This is a genomic window from Methanobrevibacter thaueri (assembly GCF_003111625.1).
Taxonomy (GTDB): Archaea; Methanobacteriota; Methanobacteria; order Methanobacteriales; family Methanobacteriaceae; genus Methanocatella; species Methanocatella thaueri.
Genome location: NZ_MZGS01000028.1, coordinates 20,635 through 37,794, shown reverse-complemented (window position 1 = coordinate 37,794; position 17,160 = coordinate 20,635). Strand labels below are relative to the sequence as shown.

The window sequence follows — 17,160 nt, the reverse complement described above, 5'->3', positions numbered from 1 at the left end:
AAATGATCGAGCAAAAAATTATTATTCATTTGACTGATGAGGATTCACTGGATATTGGAACATTAACAGTCAGTTCTCTAGACTATAAAGGTGATCTGGAGTCCAACATTAACATTTCACATTCACTAACCCTGGATAATGTTCCAATTGTTGATGAACCGGATAATTTAACTCCGGTTCAGTATTGTCCGGATATTGGAGCCAATTTTGCCAAATTGATGCTTTTGGAAGAAACAGAATATCAGATATTATTCGAATCAAATGATCCTAATGCTAATTTTGAAGTTTTATATTCATTAACTAAGAGGAATGATAATCATTTTAAACCATTCAGATTCAAATTGGGGGACAATAAGCAGTTTAAAATTGTAGGAACACTCAACTTTAGAAGTTATGTTGGAAAATCATTTTTAGATGTTAGAAAGGATGGAATAAACTCAATAAGAATACCAATTGAAGTCAGATCTAAAAAGATAGATTATTTCTCTCAATATTCAGCAATGATTGCGGATTTGTCACAACACTCATTAAGTTTGATATTTGAGGTTAATTCACCGCTGTACCAGGAATTTGAAATTAGCACAAGACAAAAAGAGACTTATTATGAGGATTTCATGTTTTTAGAATACTTATTTAGGGAAGAAAATTTGCCGTCAATATTTGAATACTTGTCTAAAAACCTGCACTCACAACTCAAAAACCACACTGAAACAGTTCCGATTTTATTCGCATCAAATGTTAACCAGAATACTTTAAAAAATATCATATCAAAGCCAAACAAGCTATTTAAAACAGATTCTCATCTTGAAATCGCTGATAAGTTAAATGGATATCTGCCTTATGAAATTGAGCAAACTAAGCATGAAGATGTAATTGACATTCCTGAAAACAGATTTTTCAAATACTTTCTGGAATTAATTCGAGACTTGGTCGAAAAATTACTTGAAAACTCAAAAGAAGGATACATCAAAGATAAACTTAGGTATTTCAGTGATGAAATTGAATATTATCTCTCTAGTAAGTTCTTTAATCATATTTCTGCAATGGAATTTGTCCCGTTCAACTCCCAAATATTGCAGAAAAAAGAGGGTTACAGGGAAATCTTCCAATACTTCTTAATGCTTGAATTTTCATTTAGATTGAGTTGGGATGAAATCAACAATCAATTCAAAGGGTTTGAAAAGAAATTATCCGAATTATATGAATATTGGTGTTATTTCAAGCTATTGAAAGTTTTAAATGATTTAAGTATTAAAAAAGTTAGTTTTGAAGATGTTTTTAAAATTAACAAAGATAATTGGTCAATAAGCATTAAAAAAGGTGTTCAGTCTAGGAAAAGATTTTATTTGAATTTATATGATTATGACATTGAAATTGAATTGTTTTATAATTTAAGATTTTCAGATAAATCTCAATATAGGTCATATTCTCTTGCATTTAAACCTGATTACACATTGCTTGTGACAATTGGCGAGTATAAACATTATATTCATTTTGATGCTAAATATAGGTCTGAATTGGAGATTGTTGACTTTTATGAAAAAATTGATGTTTCTAGCACGGAATTAGATAAAGAAATTGAGGAAAGAGATAATCTCGAAGAAAAGGAATATGTTTTCAAAGATGGAGACATTTATAAAATGCACACTTATAAAGACTCAATTTTAAAAACAGAAGGATCTTATGTTTTATATCCTGGAAATAAAACCAAAAGATTCTATGAATCTGATAAAATCATCCCCTCTGTTGGAGCGTTTTCACTAACTCCTGGAAATGAGGAAGTTGAAGAGGATAAACTTGAGAGATTTATTAAAGATGTTTTAAAAACTTTCTTGTTTAATCATGGTTTAATTACTTTGGATTTTGTTAGCGTGGCATATTAATTATTATTTCTACTTTTATGAATCTTAAAAAAATAATAAGAACGTTAATTAGTCATGATTAAATATTGTCAAATGTCTTTTTAGGAAATTAATTTTTATGTATTATTAATCATTGTTTTGACAAAAATTTTAAGAAAAATAATTATTAAATTATAAATATTATACTCACAAGATATATAACTATTAATAATATTTTTATAAGGAGTGAAATGTATGGATAAAGGTTTGTTACTAGTTATTATTGGAGGATTATTGAGCTGTACTATTTACGGAGTTTTGATTGGTGCACCATTAACATTAATTGGAGCATATTTATTATATAAAAAATTAAAAAATCCCAACAAAGAGATTGAAGATGAATTATCTAAAAAACAAGCAGAATTGGACAGAATTGATGAAAAACTAAAACAAATGGAATTGGATAAAGAAGCTGAAATCAAACAAAAATTGAAAGAAAAACAAAATGAATTAGATAACATTCAACAAACTTTAGATAAACTGGAAGCTGAAAAAACAGTTGAAATAGAAGAAAAACTAAAAAGTAGGAAAGAAGATTTACACAATATTGATGAAGAATATGAGAAAATCGCAAAAGAAAAAGAATCAGAACTTGATGCATCATTAGCTAGTAAAAGAAAAGAGGAAATGAATCTAAAGTATGAAATTAAAAAACTTAAAGATGAATTAATTTTTACCACTGATGAAGTGAATCTTCAAAGTTTTGGATTATACGAACCGAAGTATCCATTTATGGATTCAACTGCTTATAAAGAAAAACTTGATGATATAAGAAAACAACAAAAACAAATGATTAAAAATAAAACCGCAACTACTGACAACCCTAGAATGACTTTAGATGGGGATCTTAAAAAAGGACAAGCTATGATAAGAGACACAATAAAACAAATTCTAAGGAATTTCAATGTAGAATGTGAAAATGTAATTAATAAAGTAAATCATAAAAATTATGAGAATAGTAAAAAAAGAATTAGAAAATCTTATGAGCAGTTAAATAAATTAAATAAACACTTAGGTGTTAATATTAAGCCCCAGTATCTGAATCTTAAATTAGAAGAGTTGCAATTAGCATATGATTATGCAATTAAAAAAGAAGAGGAGAAAGAAATACTAAAAGAGGCTAGAAGAAGAGAAAAAGAAGAAAAACAACTCCAGAAAAAATTAGAAAAAGAAAAGAAGAAATTTGATAAGGAAAATAGTAAAATTACTTCTGAAATTGAAGAAGTTAAGGCGCAATTGACACAAGCAGCGGCTGATGAAAAAGCAAAACTTGAAGCAGAAATAGCAAAACTCCAAGCAGCACTAGATAAAAATAATGAAGAAATTAAAAAAATTGATGAGTGGAGAGAAACTCCCGGCGCAGGATATGTTTACATTATTTCCAACATTGGCAGTTTTGGAGAGGATGTTTTCAAGATTGGTGTAACTCGACGTGATGATCCTGAAGAAAGGGTTCGGGAGTTAAGTAGTGCTTCTGTTCCTTTTAAATTTGATACTCATGTGTTTATTTTTAGTAAAAATGCATATGATTTAGAATCAGAATTACATGAACGTTTTAATAATAAACGAGTTAATAAAGTAAATATGCGTAAAGAATTCTTCCGTATAACTATTGATGATGTAAAACGAATTGTTGAGGAAAATAAGGGCCAAGTCCATAGTTTTGTTGAGCATCCTGATGCTGAGGAATACTATGATACATTGAGATTGGAACAAAGGTAATATTTTATTTACCTTTTCTTTTTTCTGAAAATTTAATTTGATTTAATACTTCTGTTATCCCTTTTTTAATCAGTAATAAATAATTTTTTATTATTTAAATAACATTTATAACGTAAGCTGCCCTATATTTAATCAGGAGAATATTAATCATGAAAACTTTAAACGTAGTTGCAGCCATTATCAAAAAGGACAATCAAATCCTTGCAACCAAGAGGGGCTATGGTGAATTCATAAATATGTGGGAATTTCCAGGTGGAAAGATAGAAAACAATGAAACAAAAGAGGAAGCTCTCATAAGAGAAATCAAGGAAGAATTAGATTGCACAATAGAACCCACAAAATTCGCCTTGGATTTAGAATACCAATATCCTACTTTTTATCTTAAGATGTCATGTTACGAAGCCATCATTAAGGAAGGAACTCCAAAATTATTAGAGCACAACGACGCCAGATGGCTCACCAAACAACAACTAAACGAAGTAAACTGGATTCCTGCTGATTTACAAATCATCGATTATTTAAAGGAAACTATGGAGTAAATAAAATGTCTGACAAACGTTTAGAACTTGCACAGCAAAAGCTTGAAGAGCTTGAAGCCAAACTTGAAAAGGTTAAGGGCACACCAAGAGAGGAAGAATTCCAAATCCAAGTTGACAAGTTAAATCAACTTATTGAACATCTCAAGGAAGAATAGCTATGAACATTGATGAAATCATTAACGGAGCTAGAACAGCATTCATTGACCAGTCCCTAGACTCCAGTTCTGATTTCAGACCAAAACTATTGTACAACAGCCATGACACCAAGGTAATCAACACCATCAAGGATGAGCTGAGAAACTGTGATGAGTTCCTCATATCAACCGCTTTCATCACAATGGGTGGCATCACTCCTCTTCTGGAGGATTTCAAGTACCTTGAGGACCACAACATCAAGGGAAAGATACTCACAACCGATTATCTGAACTTCACTCAACCGAAAGCGTTAAGAAAGCTTCAGGAATTCACCAACATTGAAATCAAGCTTTACTCTCAGGAAAAGGAGGGTTTCCACACTAAAGGTTATCTTTTCAAAAATGGAGATTTCTACAGGGGAATTGTTGGCAGTTCCAACCTGACGCTGAACGCCCTTATGGTCAACAAGGAATGGAACATTGAGTTCACCTCACTCGATGAGGGCGAGATGCTTTTGAAAATCAAGGAGGAGTTCAACAGCTTATGGGACCAGGCCGATGACCTGGAGGATGTATTGTCCGAGTATGAGAAAATCTATGAGGACACCAAACGCTTCACGGATTTAAGGTCAATCACTAAGGAAATCAAGGAGAAAAACATTACCTTGACTCCGAATTACATGCAGGAGGAGTTTCTAAAAAACATCCGGCAACTGATTCAGCATGGTGAGGACAAGGCAATTCTCGTATCAGCAACAGGTACAGGTAAGACCTACGCTTCAGCATTTGCGGTTAATGATTTCAAGCCTAAACGATTTTTATTTTTGGTTCACAGGGAACAGATTGCAAAACAGTCAATTGAGGCCTATAAGCATGTCTTCAAGGACCATGAGAACTTCGGATTATTGTCCGGAAACTCCAAGGATTATGATAAGAACTATCTCTTCTCCACTATTCAGACAATGTCAAAGGATGACGTCTACACCAGGTTTTCAAAGGATTATTTTGACTATATTGTTGTTGATGAGGTTCACAAGGCCGGTGCAACATCATATCTGAAGGTTATAAAGGATTATTTCAAACCGAAATTCCTATTGGGAATGACCGCTTCACCTGAACGTACCGACGGATTTAACATCTATGATCTCTTTGACAATAACATTGCCCATGAGATTAGATTGCAGGAGGCAATGGAGGAGGACCTGCTTTGTCCGTTCCATTACTTCGGAATCACTGATGTTGAGTTTGACAACGGCGAGATTGATGATGATTTTACTGATTTCAATCTTCTGGCCAGTGACAAGCGTGTGGATTACCTAATCGAGAAGGCGGAATTCTACAGCTATTCAGGTGACAGGCGTAAGGCATTGGTGTTCTGCTCAAGAAAGCAGGAAGCCAAGCTATTGTCCGAGAAATTCAACCAAAGGGGTTACAAGTCAACTGTCTTGACCGGTGATGACTCACAGGAAAAAAGATTGGATGCAATCGACAGGCTGACCAATGACGACAACCCGGACAAATTGGAATTCATTTTCACTGTTGACATATTCAATGAAGGGGTGGACATCCCTGAAATCAATCAGGTATTGCTTGTAAGGCCAACAGAGTCTCCAATCATTTTCATCCAGCAATTGGGACGTGGCTTAAGGAAATATCAAAACAAGGAATATGTCGTTATCCTGGACTTCATTGGAAACTACCGGAACAATTTCATGATACCTATTGCCCTTTCAGGGGATAGGTCATATGACAAGGATAAAATCAGGAAATATCTGATGGAGGGAACCAAGGTCATTCCCGGAGCATCTTCCATTAACTTTGATGAGATTTCACGTAAGCGTATATATGAGTCAATAAACAACACTTCATTCAACAGAAAGGCACTGTTTAAGGAAAAGTACAACCAATTAAAATACAAGTTAGGAAGGATCCCATCATTATATGACTTCGCAATTAACGCAGAATTCAATCCGGAACTTATCCTCAATCACAATGATTATCCGACATACCACACATTCCTTAGAGACATTGATGACGACTACAACCGGGAGATATCCGATGAGGAGCTGAACTCACTTAAACTGATTTCAAAAAAACTCCTTAAGGGAATAAGGCCACATGAGCTGATCATTCTAGAATGTCTAAAGTACAACAAGTACTTCACAGTATCCCAAATTGAGCAATGCTTGAGAGATAATTTCGGTTTAGAAAATCAATTCGACTCAATAAGAGGCGCAATCAACTTCTTAAGCCTGAATTTTTACCTGAAGGAAAAGGGCGAAGGCTATCAGGCAAACACAATCACAAACATTGTTGACGAGCCGGAAAACCTATTCTTCAATTATGATGAAAATGTCTTTAAGGACCTGAAAAACAATAGGGATTACAAATTCGAGATATCCAATCACTTTAAAATGTGTTTAACCAATCCCGCATATTATGACCACTTGAATGACGCATTGAAATATGCATTCTACAAGTATGAGGCAGTCTACCGCTCAAAAACTCCATTCAAGCTCTATGAGAAATACTCACGTGAGGACGTGTTGAGAATCCTCAACTGGAAACGCTTCATGAATGGGCAAAACATCGGTGGATATAAGATAAAATACAATACCTGTCCTATATTTGTAACATATCACAAATCAGAGGACATATCAGAGACAATCAACTATGCTGATCAGTTCATTGACAAGAATACATTCTCCTGGATGAGCAGAAACAACCGTAAAACCTCATCACCGGAACTTGAGCCATTGATAAACTACACTGACTTGGATGTTGAACTGTTCATTCAGAAAAACAATGATGAGGGAATAGAGTTTTACTACATTGGCAAGTTGACTCCACTGAAATACAAGCAGGTTTTCAGAAACATCAACGGCAAGGACCAGCCTATTGTCAACTTTACATTTGAAATCTTGAGCGAAGTTAAGGACGAGATGTACAGCTATTTTGTAAACGACTGATTTTTTACGTATTTTTTGTCCCGTAATAAACGGACATGGATGATTAGTTGGCAAGTGTTTTTTCGACGAAGTCTTTGCTTACGTTCACTGTTTCGATTATTTCATCTATAGTAAATCCTTTTTCGTTTAGCTTGATTATGATTTGTTCGTTATTTTTATTTACTCTGTCTTGCGCATATCTTTCTACGTTGTCCATGTTTCCACCTACTATATTTGTTATTTTGACGTTCAATGTTTCATCTTCAACGAACTTGTCGCATAACATCAGCACTATTCCTTTTGCGAATTGTGCCATTTCTTTTCCTAATCCTGGAATGCGAGTTATAAGTTCCGCTGAGTCAAGAATCGTTTCTTCTATATCTCGTGTGCTTTTCATGAAGCAAAACAAGGTTATCATGAGTAACTCTTTTTCAGTGAAGTGCTCTTCATGTGTTATTTTTGTATACATCTTACTAATAAAATTATCTCCATCAATGCTTTTTAGGGAGTGGATATATATCGGGAAGAGTGAATCTGGATTTATTTTGTAGTATTTGGTTTTTTCAAGTTCTGCTGTGCTTAAGACATGCACTTCAATAGGCTTTTTTGATTTCACCTTTACTTGATCTATAATTGCGCTGTAGAAGCGGAATCTTCGCTTATCATTAACGTCCACATAGCTGCTTTGAAATTCAAGGATTACTATTTTGTCTTCCAGTTCAAAAACAAGGTCAGGCTTGTACATTTTAGGGTCAACGATTCCATATTCTGTCTGGTGCACTTTCAGGATTCTTCCTTTAATGTTTATGATTTCTATTAGTTCCTGTCCATATTTTTGACCTTCAATCTTGAAGATTGTATCTTCGTGAAATCTCATTAATTTCACCTCATTAAATTTATTAATTATTCTTTAATTTGAATTTTAATGATTATAAATCTTTTGATATGATTTTAAAGCAATATTATTATTGTAATAGAATAAAATAAGTATAATTGAATATTAATCTTAAAATAAATTAATTTGCATTGAAATAAATATTGCAGTTATTTGTTGAAAATGAGGTGTCACGATCGATGACTAATGTTTAAAATAAGTTACGTATATTTTGCCTCAAAGGATACGTATTATCCATTTAGATATTTATTTATAATTAAAAAACCTATCTTTAACCATGAATGTTAAATATATTCTATTGATTTCAATGCTGATTTTTCTAACCTTGAGCACGGTCAGTGCAGAGGACAATGTCACTAGTGATATTTTAACATCTCCAGACTCAGACGTCAACGTCACTTTCGACGAGCAGATGTGGAAGGAGAACTTAACGGATATCCATGTGGAACTGCCTGAAGACTCAGAAGGGGATTTCTGCATCAAGATAGATGATGAAGTCATGTACAACGAAAGCATCACAAACAGGACATTCGATGTCCCTGTCAAGCTTCCGAAAAGGCTTCATGAGTTTTATATCTCAGTTTATCCTCCGATCGACTGCAGGCCATATAAGATAAGTGCATTTCTAAACGGCGTTGATTTGAACATCAACAAGACATTGAAGGTCATGACATATCCTCCGGACTACAACATTATGCATTTCCCGGAAGAGATTCTCAAGAATGACCCTTACATGCCTTTGATGGTCTTTCCGAGATCCGCCAACGGCACTGTGGAACTCTACATTGATGATAAGCTCTTCAACAGAACCACAGCAAGGCCCGTGTTTTACTGGAAGGACAATCCGTTCTCAACACTGCCTTTGGGAAATCACACCTTCAGGGTGGTTTATTATGGCGACAGCTACTATAAGCCGTTCAATAGGACATTCAATTTCACGGTAACCGATGTCGTAATCCAAATTCCGGAAATAATCAATATCGGCCATGACGATTGCGTGTCTGTTAGAACCTCAGACAAGGCTCAGGGCACAGTCAAGGTCTTCATTGATGGCGCATTGATTAAAACTTCAAAAACAGAGGATGGTGAATTCATACTGTCCCTGGAGCAGTACATCAAATACACCAATCATGAGGTTAAGGTGGTCTACTCCAGCAAAAACCTCTCAAGAACCAAGATCCGAGAGGTCAACATGACCTACGATTTCGATGTATTGTTGGACTATTTCACCTATGGCGATGGGGAGACCCTGGAAATAATGCTTCCGGACACACTGAACAATAAATTGCTTACAGTAACTGTCAACGGAACCAAATACTCATTCAGGCATTCTGCCGGAATCGTCAACAACATCATTGAGATTGACATCTCAAAACTTCTAGCAGGAAATTACACACTGAACATAGATTTCCAAGGTGATGACAAGTTTTACCCTCTAAACAAGTCCTATAATTTCACAATCGACTATAACTTCAAAATCCCATTCTTTGTTGAATATAAGGATACATCAGTAATCTCTTTGAATCTTCCGAAAGACGCAAATGGACAACTGGTCGTTTATGTGAATGGAAAGCTCTTCAAGTCATCAAGAATGAACAATGGCCATGCTGAAGTCAGAATGGATTCATTGGCTCCGGAGTTATATAACATATCCGTAAGATATGACGGCAATGACTACAGTCTCGACAGCGTGGACACTGTGATGTTTGCATCTCCAAAAGTCACAGCGCCATACAAGTTCAGGGCAGGGGAGAACAAGTACGTCCAGCTGGAAGTTCCGAAAACCTGCAAGGGATATGTGATCTTTGACATAGACGGCAAAAAGCATAAGGTCACCATAAAGAACGGAATCGCAAAGTACAGCCTTAAAAACCTGAAACCTGGCGAACATGAAATCTATGCCGATTACTATGGAGCTGACGGCTATGAGGACCTCTCAGGCTGGGTTGATGTAACAGTCAAAAAGCCATTGGTCAAATTGACACTCAATAAGGTCAAAATCAAAAAGTCAGCTAAAAAACTGGTGTTGAAGGCTACATTGAAGGTCAACGGCAAGAAGGTGAAAGGCAAGGTTGTCAAATTCAAGTTCAACAAGAAGACCTACAAGGTAAAGACCAACAAGAAGGGAATTGCCAAGTTAACAATAACCAAAAAGGTTCTCAAGAAACTTAAGGTGGGTAAAAAAGTTACCTACAAGGCATCCTACGGTGGAAAAACAGTCAAAAAAACAGTTAGAGTCAAATAGGGTTTCACAACTCTATTTGCATTTCATTTTTTTTTAACGATAATCCCTGAAATCATCATCAATAATATGTTATCTTAAAATGACGCTTTTATTTGCCACATATCTGTTAATGTTGCTGATGGCCATATGAGGATATCTGATTTAAATTTCCGATTTTAAGCCATTTTACTTGAGTTATTGAATGAAATTTTTATTACAGTAAATCGATTATTTCGATTTGAATTCGATTTTCAATTGAATTATTTCTCATTTTTATCAATGAAAATTGTCATGGGAGTATTTTTTAAAAATCTGAACTTTAAAGGCTTTTTGCAATTGTAATAAATATCATACATTTTCACAAAAATCTCGACGATGTAAGGTAATTTTAACGAATTTTCACAAATCCAAAGGAATTGACGTGATATTGCCTGAGTACTGTTGAGATGGACTATCTTATCAAAGTTGCTTCAATAAATCAACAGGGACATCTTCAGCCCAACCCTTGCCAGTTACTGTAAAAAAATTCATTGTGAGTAAGTCCAATTTTTGACCATGTTTCCAATATAGCCCATTAATCTGTAAATTTTTCCATTGAAACATTCAATTCAAGCAATTTATTAATTTTTGATTATTTTAAGACATATTTTCATTTTTTTTAAATGAATCAGTGAAATCAGGCCTTTACACTTGAAATCCACCTCTCTTTGGGGGAAAATTTTAATAGATATTCAGACATAACATATATTGATGAGTGAAAAGTACATACGTGAAAACAGGAATTCATATGTCATCATCAAGTCCTCCAAAAGCTATGGGAAATTTCAAAGTATGGATGACGCAATATTCGCAAGGGACCTGCTTGTTGAAAATGACTGGGATCTTGATTCAATCGATGAGGTTCAAAAGGTCGATGACACATATGTCATAACCGCAGTCATTGATGAGAAGCTGCATGTCATAGCAAGGTTCAGGAAGAAACCTGATGATGAAACTATTCAAAGGCTGATTAAAAAACGAATGAGAAATCCCAACTACTCAAGGTATGGGCTCAACATCACAAGGGTCTTTGACACCTTCGTCATCAAGAAGAGGATTGCAGGTGATGACTATGTCTTCGGATATTATGACAGTCTCGCCGATGCCGAATTTGTGAGAAACCATCTTCTTGAAAACCAGTGGAACATCAACTCATTTTCACAAATCATGCATGATGCGGAAAATAAAAATTACAAAATCACTGAAATTATATGTGACAGGGTATATGTGTTGGATACATTTACATCAATTGATGAAATCGATTTGGACAGGGTTCATGAGGAATTCCTCACAAAAATTTCAAAACATAAGTTGGGACTTGCATGCTACCCTCACCTTGATGAGCTGACAGGTGAGATTCCCACACTTGAGGAAAGGTTCAACGTCAAGGTTCATGATGACAGCTGGAATCTTGAAGATGCAAGTGACCCCCTCAACGACATAATATTCACACTGACCCCTTGGCAAAAAACAGTCTATGATGCGGTCAATGATTCGACAATTGAGGAGATTGAAAAATCGCTTCAAAGGTACAGGTCAAAAAACTTCACCAGAAAAATAGAGAAAAACCTTGATGAGCTTATCGAGATGAATCTGATTTCAAAAAATCAAGAAGTTTATATTAAACGAAATCCATAAATTATATTGTATTTGACTTGTCAAATACTAGTTCTTTTTTGGTTTGAACTATTCGGGGAGCTTGTCATTCTCCCCACATAATTCAAATTATTCCCTATCGCTCAATAGTTCGCCTGCAACACCGATGCTTTCCTTTTGATATGCTTGAACCAAAACGGTAATTGCTTCAATAGGCAAATCGTATGCTTCAGCTACTGTTTGGGATACTTTTTTAACCATTTCTCTTTTTTTCTCGATACTTATTCCGTCGTTTCCGGCAATTGTTATCACTGGCATTTTATCACCATTTAATTATATTACCTAAGTCAAATATATAGATTATTAAAGGATTTGATAATATGCTTGGTGAAAAAGAACTTGTTAAACTGTTTCCGGATTTTGCAGATTTGGTCCAGCCGTCAGGAATTGACCTGGAACTGGACAGGATTTATGTCCAAAAGACCGGAGGGTCCCTAATCGACAATGAAAAGAACCTTCCAGAAATCGAAGAGCTTGAAGGGGAAATCTTCACATTGAAGCCACATACCGCATACCTTGCAAGCATCAAAAGGAAAATCAAGATTCCAAAGGGATACACAATGCTCTACCTTCCGCGCTCAACACTTTTAAGGTCATTCGTCTCAGTCCAGACAGCAGTGGGAGACCCTGGATTTTATGGAACATTGATGTTCATGATATACAATCACGGCGATTTTGAATATGAAATCAAGTCAGGGGACAGAATCGCACAGGCAGTTGTGTTTCCGGTTGAGGGTTCAGGGGAATACAACGGATCATACCAGGAGGCTGAAGAGTGAACGTTGCGGACAATATTGTGAAAATCCTTGAGGAGGAAGGCATCGACACCGTCTTTGGGATTCCCGGCGAGCAGATAATGCCGTTGTACAAGGCACTGTCCAATTCAAGCATAAATCACGTCCTGACAAGACACGAGCAGGGAGCGGCACATGCTGCAGACGGATACACCCGTTCAAGCGGAAAGATCGGGGTCTGTATCACAACCGCATCACCGGGGGCGCTTAACACCGTAATGGCAGTGGCAACCGCATACAAGGACAATGTCCCGATGCTGGTATTGACAGGCGACAACGATCTGAAGTACAGGGACACGGACCACTTCCAGACAACCCCTCAGCTTGAAATCCTAAAGCACATCACACAGGCATCATACAATCCGCTCAACGGAACCGAGGCGATGTATGTATTGAGAGCAGCGATTTATGAGCTTAAAAACATTCCAAAAGGCCCTATTCACATTAACTTGTCAAAGGATATCCTGCTTCAGGAGGAATTTGATGATTTTGATTTGTGCTACCTATGTGAGGATGACCTCTCAAACATCTCAAAGGCTCAGGAGCTGATCGACTCCGCTGAAAGGCCATTGTTCATATTGGGTGCAGGCGCAATAAGCCAGGCGGAATCAATAAATGAAACAGTTCATAAATACAATATTCCCACAACCACAACATTTCATGGAAAGGGAATAGTTCCAGAAACGGATGAGTTGAGTCTTGGACTTTGCGGAATACGTGCAAAGCCTCAGGCAAGATATGCGTTTGAAAATGCGGACTGCATTATCGGACTTGGAATCAAGGCAAGCGAAAGGACCTTGCCGAGCATGCCCGACAATTTCATTCATGTAAACATCAACAGGGACGTGCTTGTGGGGGACTATCCGATTCATGGAAAGGTTGAGGATTTCATGTCTGAAATAGAGTTCCATAATGTTGACTGGTTAGGCGAAATCCTGGAGCATGATGGAGAGTATGATTTGGAAGGATTGGATGATGATGCAAAGCCACAGTCAGCAATAAAAAGAATCCTTGAGAAATTCTCTGATAACATTATCGTTTCAGATGCGGGTTCGCACACCACCTGGACAACACTGCTTAAAAAATCACTAAGGCCAAGGCAGCTATTGTTCTCAGGTGCGATGGCTCCGATGGGTTACGGCCTGCCTGCGGCAATCGGTGCAAACATTGCAACCGGCGAGAAGGTCATTGTCATAAACGGTGACGGCGACTTTCAGATGAACCTTCAGGAACTGGCGACAGTCAAGGAGAATGACCTGGACGTCATCGTGTTCATCCTGAACAATTCAGAGTTTGCAATCATAAGGCAATGGGAAGAGCAGTTCTATGATATGGAACCTTATCAGGTAAATCTTGCAAATCCAAACTTCATAAAACTGGCCTCAAGTTATGGCATTGATGCGATACGTGTGGATAACCTTGATGATCTGGAAATGATTCTTGAGAAGGACTTAACCGGACCGCTTGTCGTTGAGGTCATTGTCGAAAGTGAGTTCATTCCACTACCTGAATGATTCACCTTTCACAAATTCCTTCACAACTGCCGTAATATCAACAACTTTATCTAGGGGTGCTAGGTAATATTCGCCATTTTCTTCATAGATTATTCCGACAGGTTTTATTTCACTGAAAGTCAATCGATTATCTAGGTAAACTATTTTTCTCATGAAGGCAAATGTGAATCCGTAAATATTGCGAAACTCATATTCCCGTGTCTCATCAATCTTGAGAACCTTTTTTAGTTCATCTTGCATCACGAACACCCCTTATTAACATTCGCACTTCCTTTTTTGAAATAAACCTTATTGTTGGAATCAACAGTTTCAATGGATAGATATCAAATTCATTTTCACCGAAAGCATCAAGTACGCTACCGCTAAAGCGGGGTTCGGCACTTAACTGTAATTTTTTATTAAATGAATTTATGAATGCCATGACTCCCCAGATTATCCCGATGTATTTTCCGGTATCCGCATAGCTGGTCATTCCGAATATGAGATGGTTCTTTATTTTGGTGATTTCAATGCTGTTTAGAATTGATTTCAAATATGCTTTTATGTCTTCAAAACAAGGTTTGGCCAGTTCAAACAGTTCCTTGATGTTCCTGTCCTTTTCCTCGTCTTCCTTTTCATCGTCCTTATCGTCATCGGAAGAGGGAATATTGTATGTGTAAACCTTGATTTTTTTAAAAATGAGTATCTTTAAACATCCTTTGACTTCACTGCCTTTTTTATTATACTCAAATCTGATTTTAATTCCGATTATGAGTAAAATAATAATAAATAAGATGATTATGAGTATAATCATCCCTAGGATGTTTAACATGTAGTAAAGTCCTATTCTTCGATTTGTTCTTCTTCGTTTGTGCTGAATTGAGGTTCAATGAATTCGGATTCATCGTAGTATTCGTCGTTTGATTTCTGTGAATCCAGGAAGCTTTTCACGAGATCGGTGATGATCAATCCGATGTCTGAGATTGCCTTGTTGGTTTCTGATCCTTTACTTAGGTCAAGTACGCGAACTCCTTCTGCGTCATTTCCTTTTTTAGGAATCATTACCATGGAGATTGGTTCCACACCTGCTCCGGCTCCTGCAGCATCGCTGCCTTCGCCACCTAAAATGTTTTCTCCTGCTCCGAATCCTACTCCCATTTTCATTACTGGAATCAGTATCTTATCTTCGGTTTCGATTGGAGTGCCTATTACATTATCAACACTTATTAACTTGCGTAATTCTTCTACGGTTGTTTTAATATTGTTTGACATATTAATCACATCCTATAATATTATTATATATTTATGATTTTTGTAAGTTAAATAAGTTTACTTAAATTTTTGGAGTAATACTTTTTTCACTTATAAGACATAAATTTCAAGTGTAAGTTTTTAGTTATAAGTGCCATTCAAAATTTTTCGAGAGGTCAATTTCAAGTGTAACTTTTAACTTATAACTTCGAAGTCAAAAATGTGAGACATCAATTTCAAGTGTAACTTTTCACTTATAAGTTCTCACCAAAATTTTCATGTCAAAAATATATTACTTATAACTTTTAACATGCATTTCAAGTGTAAAAAAATCCGTTGCTTATAACTTATACTGTAAAAAATATATTACATAAATCAGGATAAAAAAAAGAAAAAAAGAGAATCATAAGTATGATTCTGCTATGGATGCAACACCTGCACCTGCGTCATCAATTGCACCTAAACCTTTTAAGGTCATACCGATGGCGGCAAAGGTTTGTGTCAATTCCTTGTAGGAAATGTTTCCCATGTGTCCGATTCTGAAAATGTTTCCTTTAAGGTGATCTTGACCGCCAGCCAATTCAACGCCATATTTGTCACGGGTTGTGCCTCTAAAGTCAGCATCTGTGATTCCTTCAGGCATTTTTACGGCTGTTACGGTAGCAGATGAAACAGCTTCATCAGCGAATAATTCTAAACCTAAAGCCTTAACCGCTGCCACACTAGCTTTAGCAGCTTTGTGGTGACGTGCAACCCTGTTGTCAAGTCCTTCTTCCATAACCATTTTCAAAGCTTCATTCATTGCGTAGGTGAGTGAAACTGAAGGGGTGTATGGGGTTTCAGGAGGCACTTTGCTTCCACTTTTTCTTGCTGCTTTCAAGTCTAAATAGAAGGTATTGCTTTCTACTTTGTCGACTGCAGCCCATGCGTCGTCACTTAATGTGATTGCAGCCATTCCAGGCGGTGCGGCAATACATTTTTGGGATCCGGTAAGACAGACGTCAATTCCGAACTTGTCAACGTTAACTTCATCCCCTGCAAGTGAGGATACGGTATCCACGATGTATAATGCATCATAGTTTTTCATTACCTTACCGATTGCTTCGATAGGTGCAGCTACACCTGTTGAAGTTTCGTTGTGGATTACACTGACAGCCTTGATGTCTTCGTCAGCTTCAAGAGCTTCTTCTACTGCTTCAGGTGTTACGGCGGTTCCCCATTCGACTGCTAATTCCTGTGCGTCGATTCCATGGGTTTGTGCGATTTTCATGAATCTTTCACCGAATTTTCCACCGACTACATTCAACATTTTTTCACCAGGGGCTACAGTGTTGGCAATTCCTGCTTCCATCGCTGCAGTTCCAGATCCAGTTAATAAATAAGAATCATTTTGGGTTTGGAAAACTTTACTCATCAATTCAGTTGTTTCAGTTAAAATTTCTCCATATTTTGCTCCTCTGTGGTTAACAACAGCTTTTGACATTGCATTGAGTACTCTTGGAGCCACTGTTGTTGGTCCAGGAAGCATTAACAAGATATCATTCATTAAATTTCCTCCAATAAG

15 protein-coding genes are annotated in these 17,160 nt (G+C 36.5%); 9 read left to right on the top strand and 6 right to left on the bottom strand.

The window, feature by feature from the left end:
• Positions 1–2: 2 nt before the first annotated feature.
• The 5 genes from MBBTH_RS09020 (at position 3) to MBBTH_RS09005 (ending at position 7,265) form a co-directional block, all read left to right on the top strand.
• A complete protein-coding gene (locus MBBTH_RS09020) occupies positions 3–1,883 on the top strand; it encodes a DUF2357 domain-containing protein (RefSeq protein ID WP_116592723.1) in 1,881 nt (626 codons plus the stop codon).
• A 213-nt stretch (positions 1,884–2,096) separates the two neighbouring features.
• Complete coding sequence (locus tag MBBTH_RS09015) at positions 2,097–3,623, top strand: DUF4041 domain-containing protein (RefSeq protein ID WP_116592722.1); 1,527 nt, start codon at positions 2,097–2,099, stop codon at positions 3,621–3,623.
• Between the two features lie 149 nt (positions 3,624–3,772).
• Positions 3,773–4,162: a (deoxy)nucleoside triphosphate pyrophosphohydrolase gene (locus MBBTH_RS09010; protein ID WP_116592721.1), complete on the top strand. Its 390-nt coding sequence runs from the start codon at positions 3,773–3,775 to the stop codon at positions 4,160–4,162.
• A gap of 5 nt (positions 4,163–4,167) precedes the next feature.
• Positions 4,168–4,317 carry a hypothetical protein gene (locus tag MBBTH_RS10920; RefSeq protein WP_165814058.1) on the top strand — a complete coding sequence of 50 codons (150 nt, stop codon included), beginning with the start codon at positions 4,168–4,170 and terminating at the stop codon, positions 4,315–4,317.
• A 2-nt stretch (positions 4,318–4,319) separates the two neighbouring features.
• Positions 4,320–7,265, top strand: coding sequence for a DEAD/DEAH box helicase (locus tag MBBTH_RS09005; RefSeq protein WP_116592720.1), 2,946 nt, complete (start codon positions 4,320–4,322; stop codon positions 7,263–7,265).
• Between the two features lie 43 nt (positions 7,266–7,308).
• On the opposite strand, the gene MBBTH_RS09000 is transcribed toward MBBTH_RS09005, so the two are convergent.
• Positions 7,309–8,121: a hypothetical protein gene (locus MBBTH_RS09000; protein ID WP_116592719.1), complete on the bottom strand. Its 813-nt coding sequence runs from the start codon at positions 8,119–8,121 to the stop codon at positions 7,309–7,311.
• Between the two features lie 295 nt (positions 8,122–8,416).
• Here MBBTH_RS09000 and MBBTH_RS08995 point away from each other — a divergent pair, with 295 nt between their 5' ends.
• Both MBBTH_RS08995 and MBBTH_RS08990 read left to right on the top strand, forming a co-directional pair.
• Complete coding sequence (locus MBBTH_RS08995; RefSeq protein ID WP_116592718.1) at positions 8,417–10,384, top strand: Ig-like domain repeat protein; 1,968 nt, start codon at positions 8,417–8,419, stop codon at positions 10,382–10,384.
• Between the two features lie 729 nt (positions 10,385–11,113).
• The gene (locus MBBTH_RS08990; protein WP_116592717.1) at positions 11,114–12,040 is read left to right on the top strand and encodes a hypothetical protein; all 927 of its coding nucleotides are present in this window, start codon (positions 11,114–11,116) and stop codon (positions 12,038–12,040) included.
• Between the two features lie 87 nt (positions 12,041–12,127).
• Here MBBTH_RS08990 and dmpI read toward each other — a convergent pair whose 3' ends face one another.
• A complete protein-coding gene (gene dmpI, locus MBBTH_RS08985; RefSeq protein ID WP_116592716.1) occupies positions 12,128–12,316 on the bottom strand; it encodes a 4-oxalocrotonate tautomerase DmpI in 189 nt (62 codons plus the stop codon).
• 62 nt (positions 12,317–12,378) lie between these two features.
• Between dmpI and MBBTH_RS08980 the strand changes: the two genes are divergently transcribed.
• Both MBBTH_RS08980 and MBBTH_RS08975 read left to right on the top strand, forming a co-directional pair.
• A complete protein-coding gene (locus tag MBBTH_RS08980) occupies positions 12,379–12,837 on the top strand; it encodes a dCTP deaminase (protein ID WP_116592715.1) in 459 nt (152 codons plus the stop codon).
• Entirely contained in the window at positions 12,834–14,366 is a 1,533-nt protein-coding gene (locus tag MBBTH_RS08975; RefSeq protein ID WP_116592714.1) for a thiamine pyrophosphate-binding protein, read from the top strand. The genes MBBTH_RS08980 and MBBTH_RS08975 overlap by 4 nt, the downstream gene beginning before the upstream one ends.
• Here the strand turns inward: MBBTH_RS08975 and MBBTH_RS08970 are convergent.
• The 4 genes from MBBTH_RS08970 to MBBTH_RS08955 form a co-directional block, all read right to left on the bottom strand.
• Positions 14,355–14,606, bottom strand: coding sequence for a hypothetical protein (locus MBBTH_RS08970; protein ID WP_116592713.1), 252 nt, complete (start codon positions 14,604–14,606; stop codon positions 14,355–14,357). The two genes, MBBTH_RS08975 and MBBTH_RS08970, sit on opposite strands and share 12 nt — an antisense overlap.
• A complete protein-coding gene (locus MBBTH_RS08965) occupies positions 14,596–15,159 on the bottom strand; it encodes a DUF2953 domain-containing protein (protein ID WP_165814057.1) in 564 nt (187 codons plus the stop codon). Before MBBTH_RS08965 ends, MBBTH_RS08970 begins: the two co-directional genes overlap by 11 nt.
• A gap of 29 nt (positions 15,160–15,188) precedes the next feature.
• Positions 15,189–15,617 carry a GerW family sporulation protein gene (locus MBBTH_RS08960; protein WP_116592711.1) on the bottom strand — a complete coding sequence of 143 codons (429 nt, stop codon included), beginning with the start codon at positions 15,615–15,617 and terminating at the stop codon, positions 15,189–15,191.
• A 382-nt stretch (positions 15,618–15,999) separates the two neighbouring features.
• Entirely contained in the window at positions 16,000–17,142 is a 1,143-nt protein-coding gene (locus tag MBBTH_RS08955; RefSeq protein WP_116592710.1) for a pyridoxal-phosphate-dependent aminotransferase family protein, read from the bottom strand.
• Between the last annotated feature and the right edge of the window lie 18 nt (positions 17,143–17,160).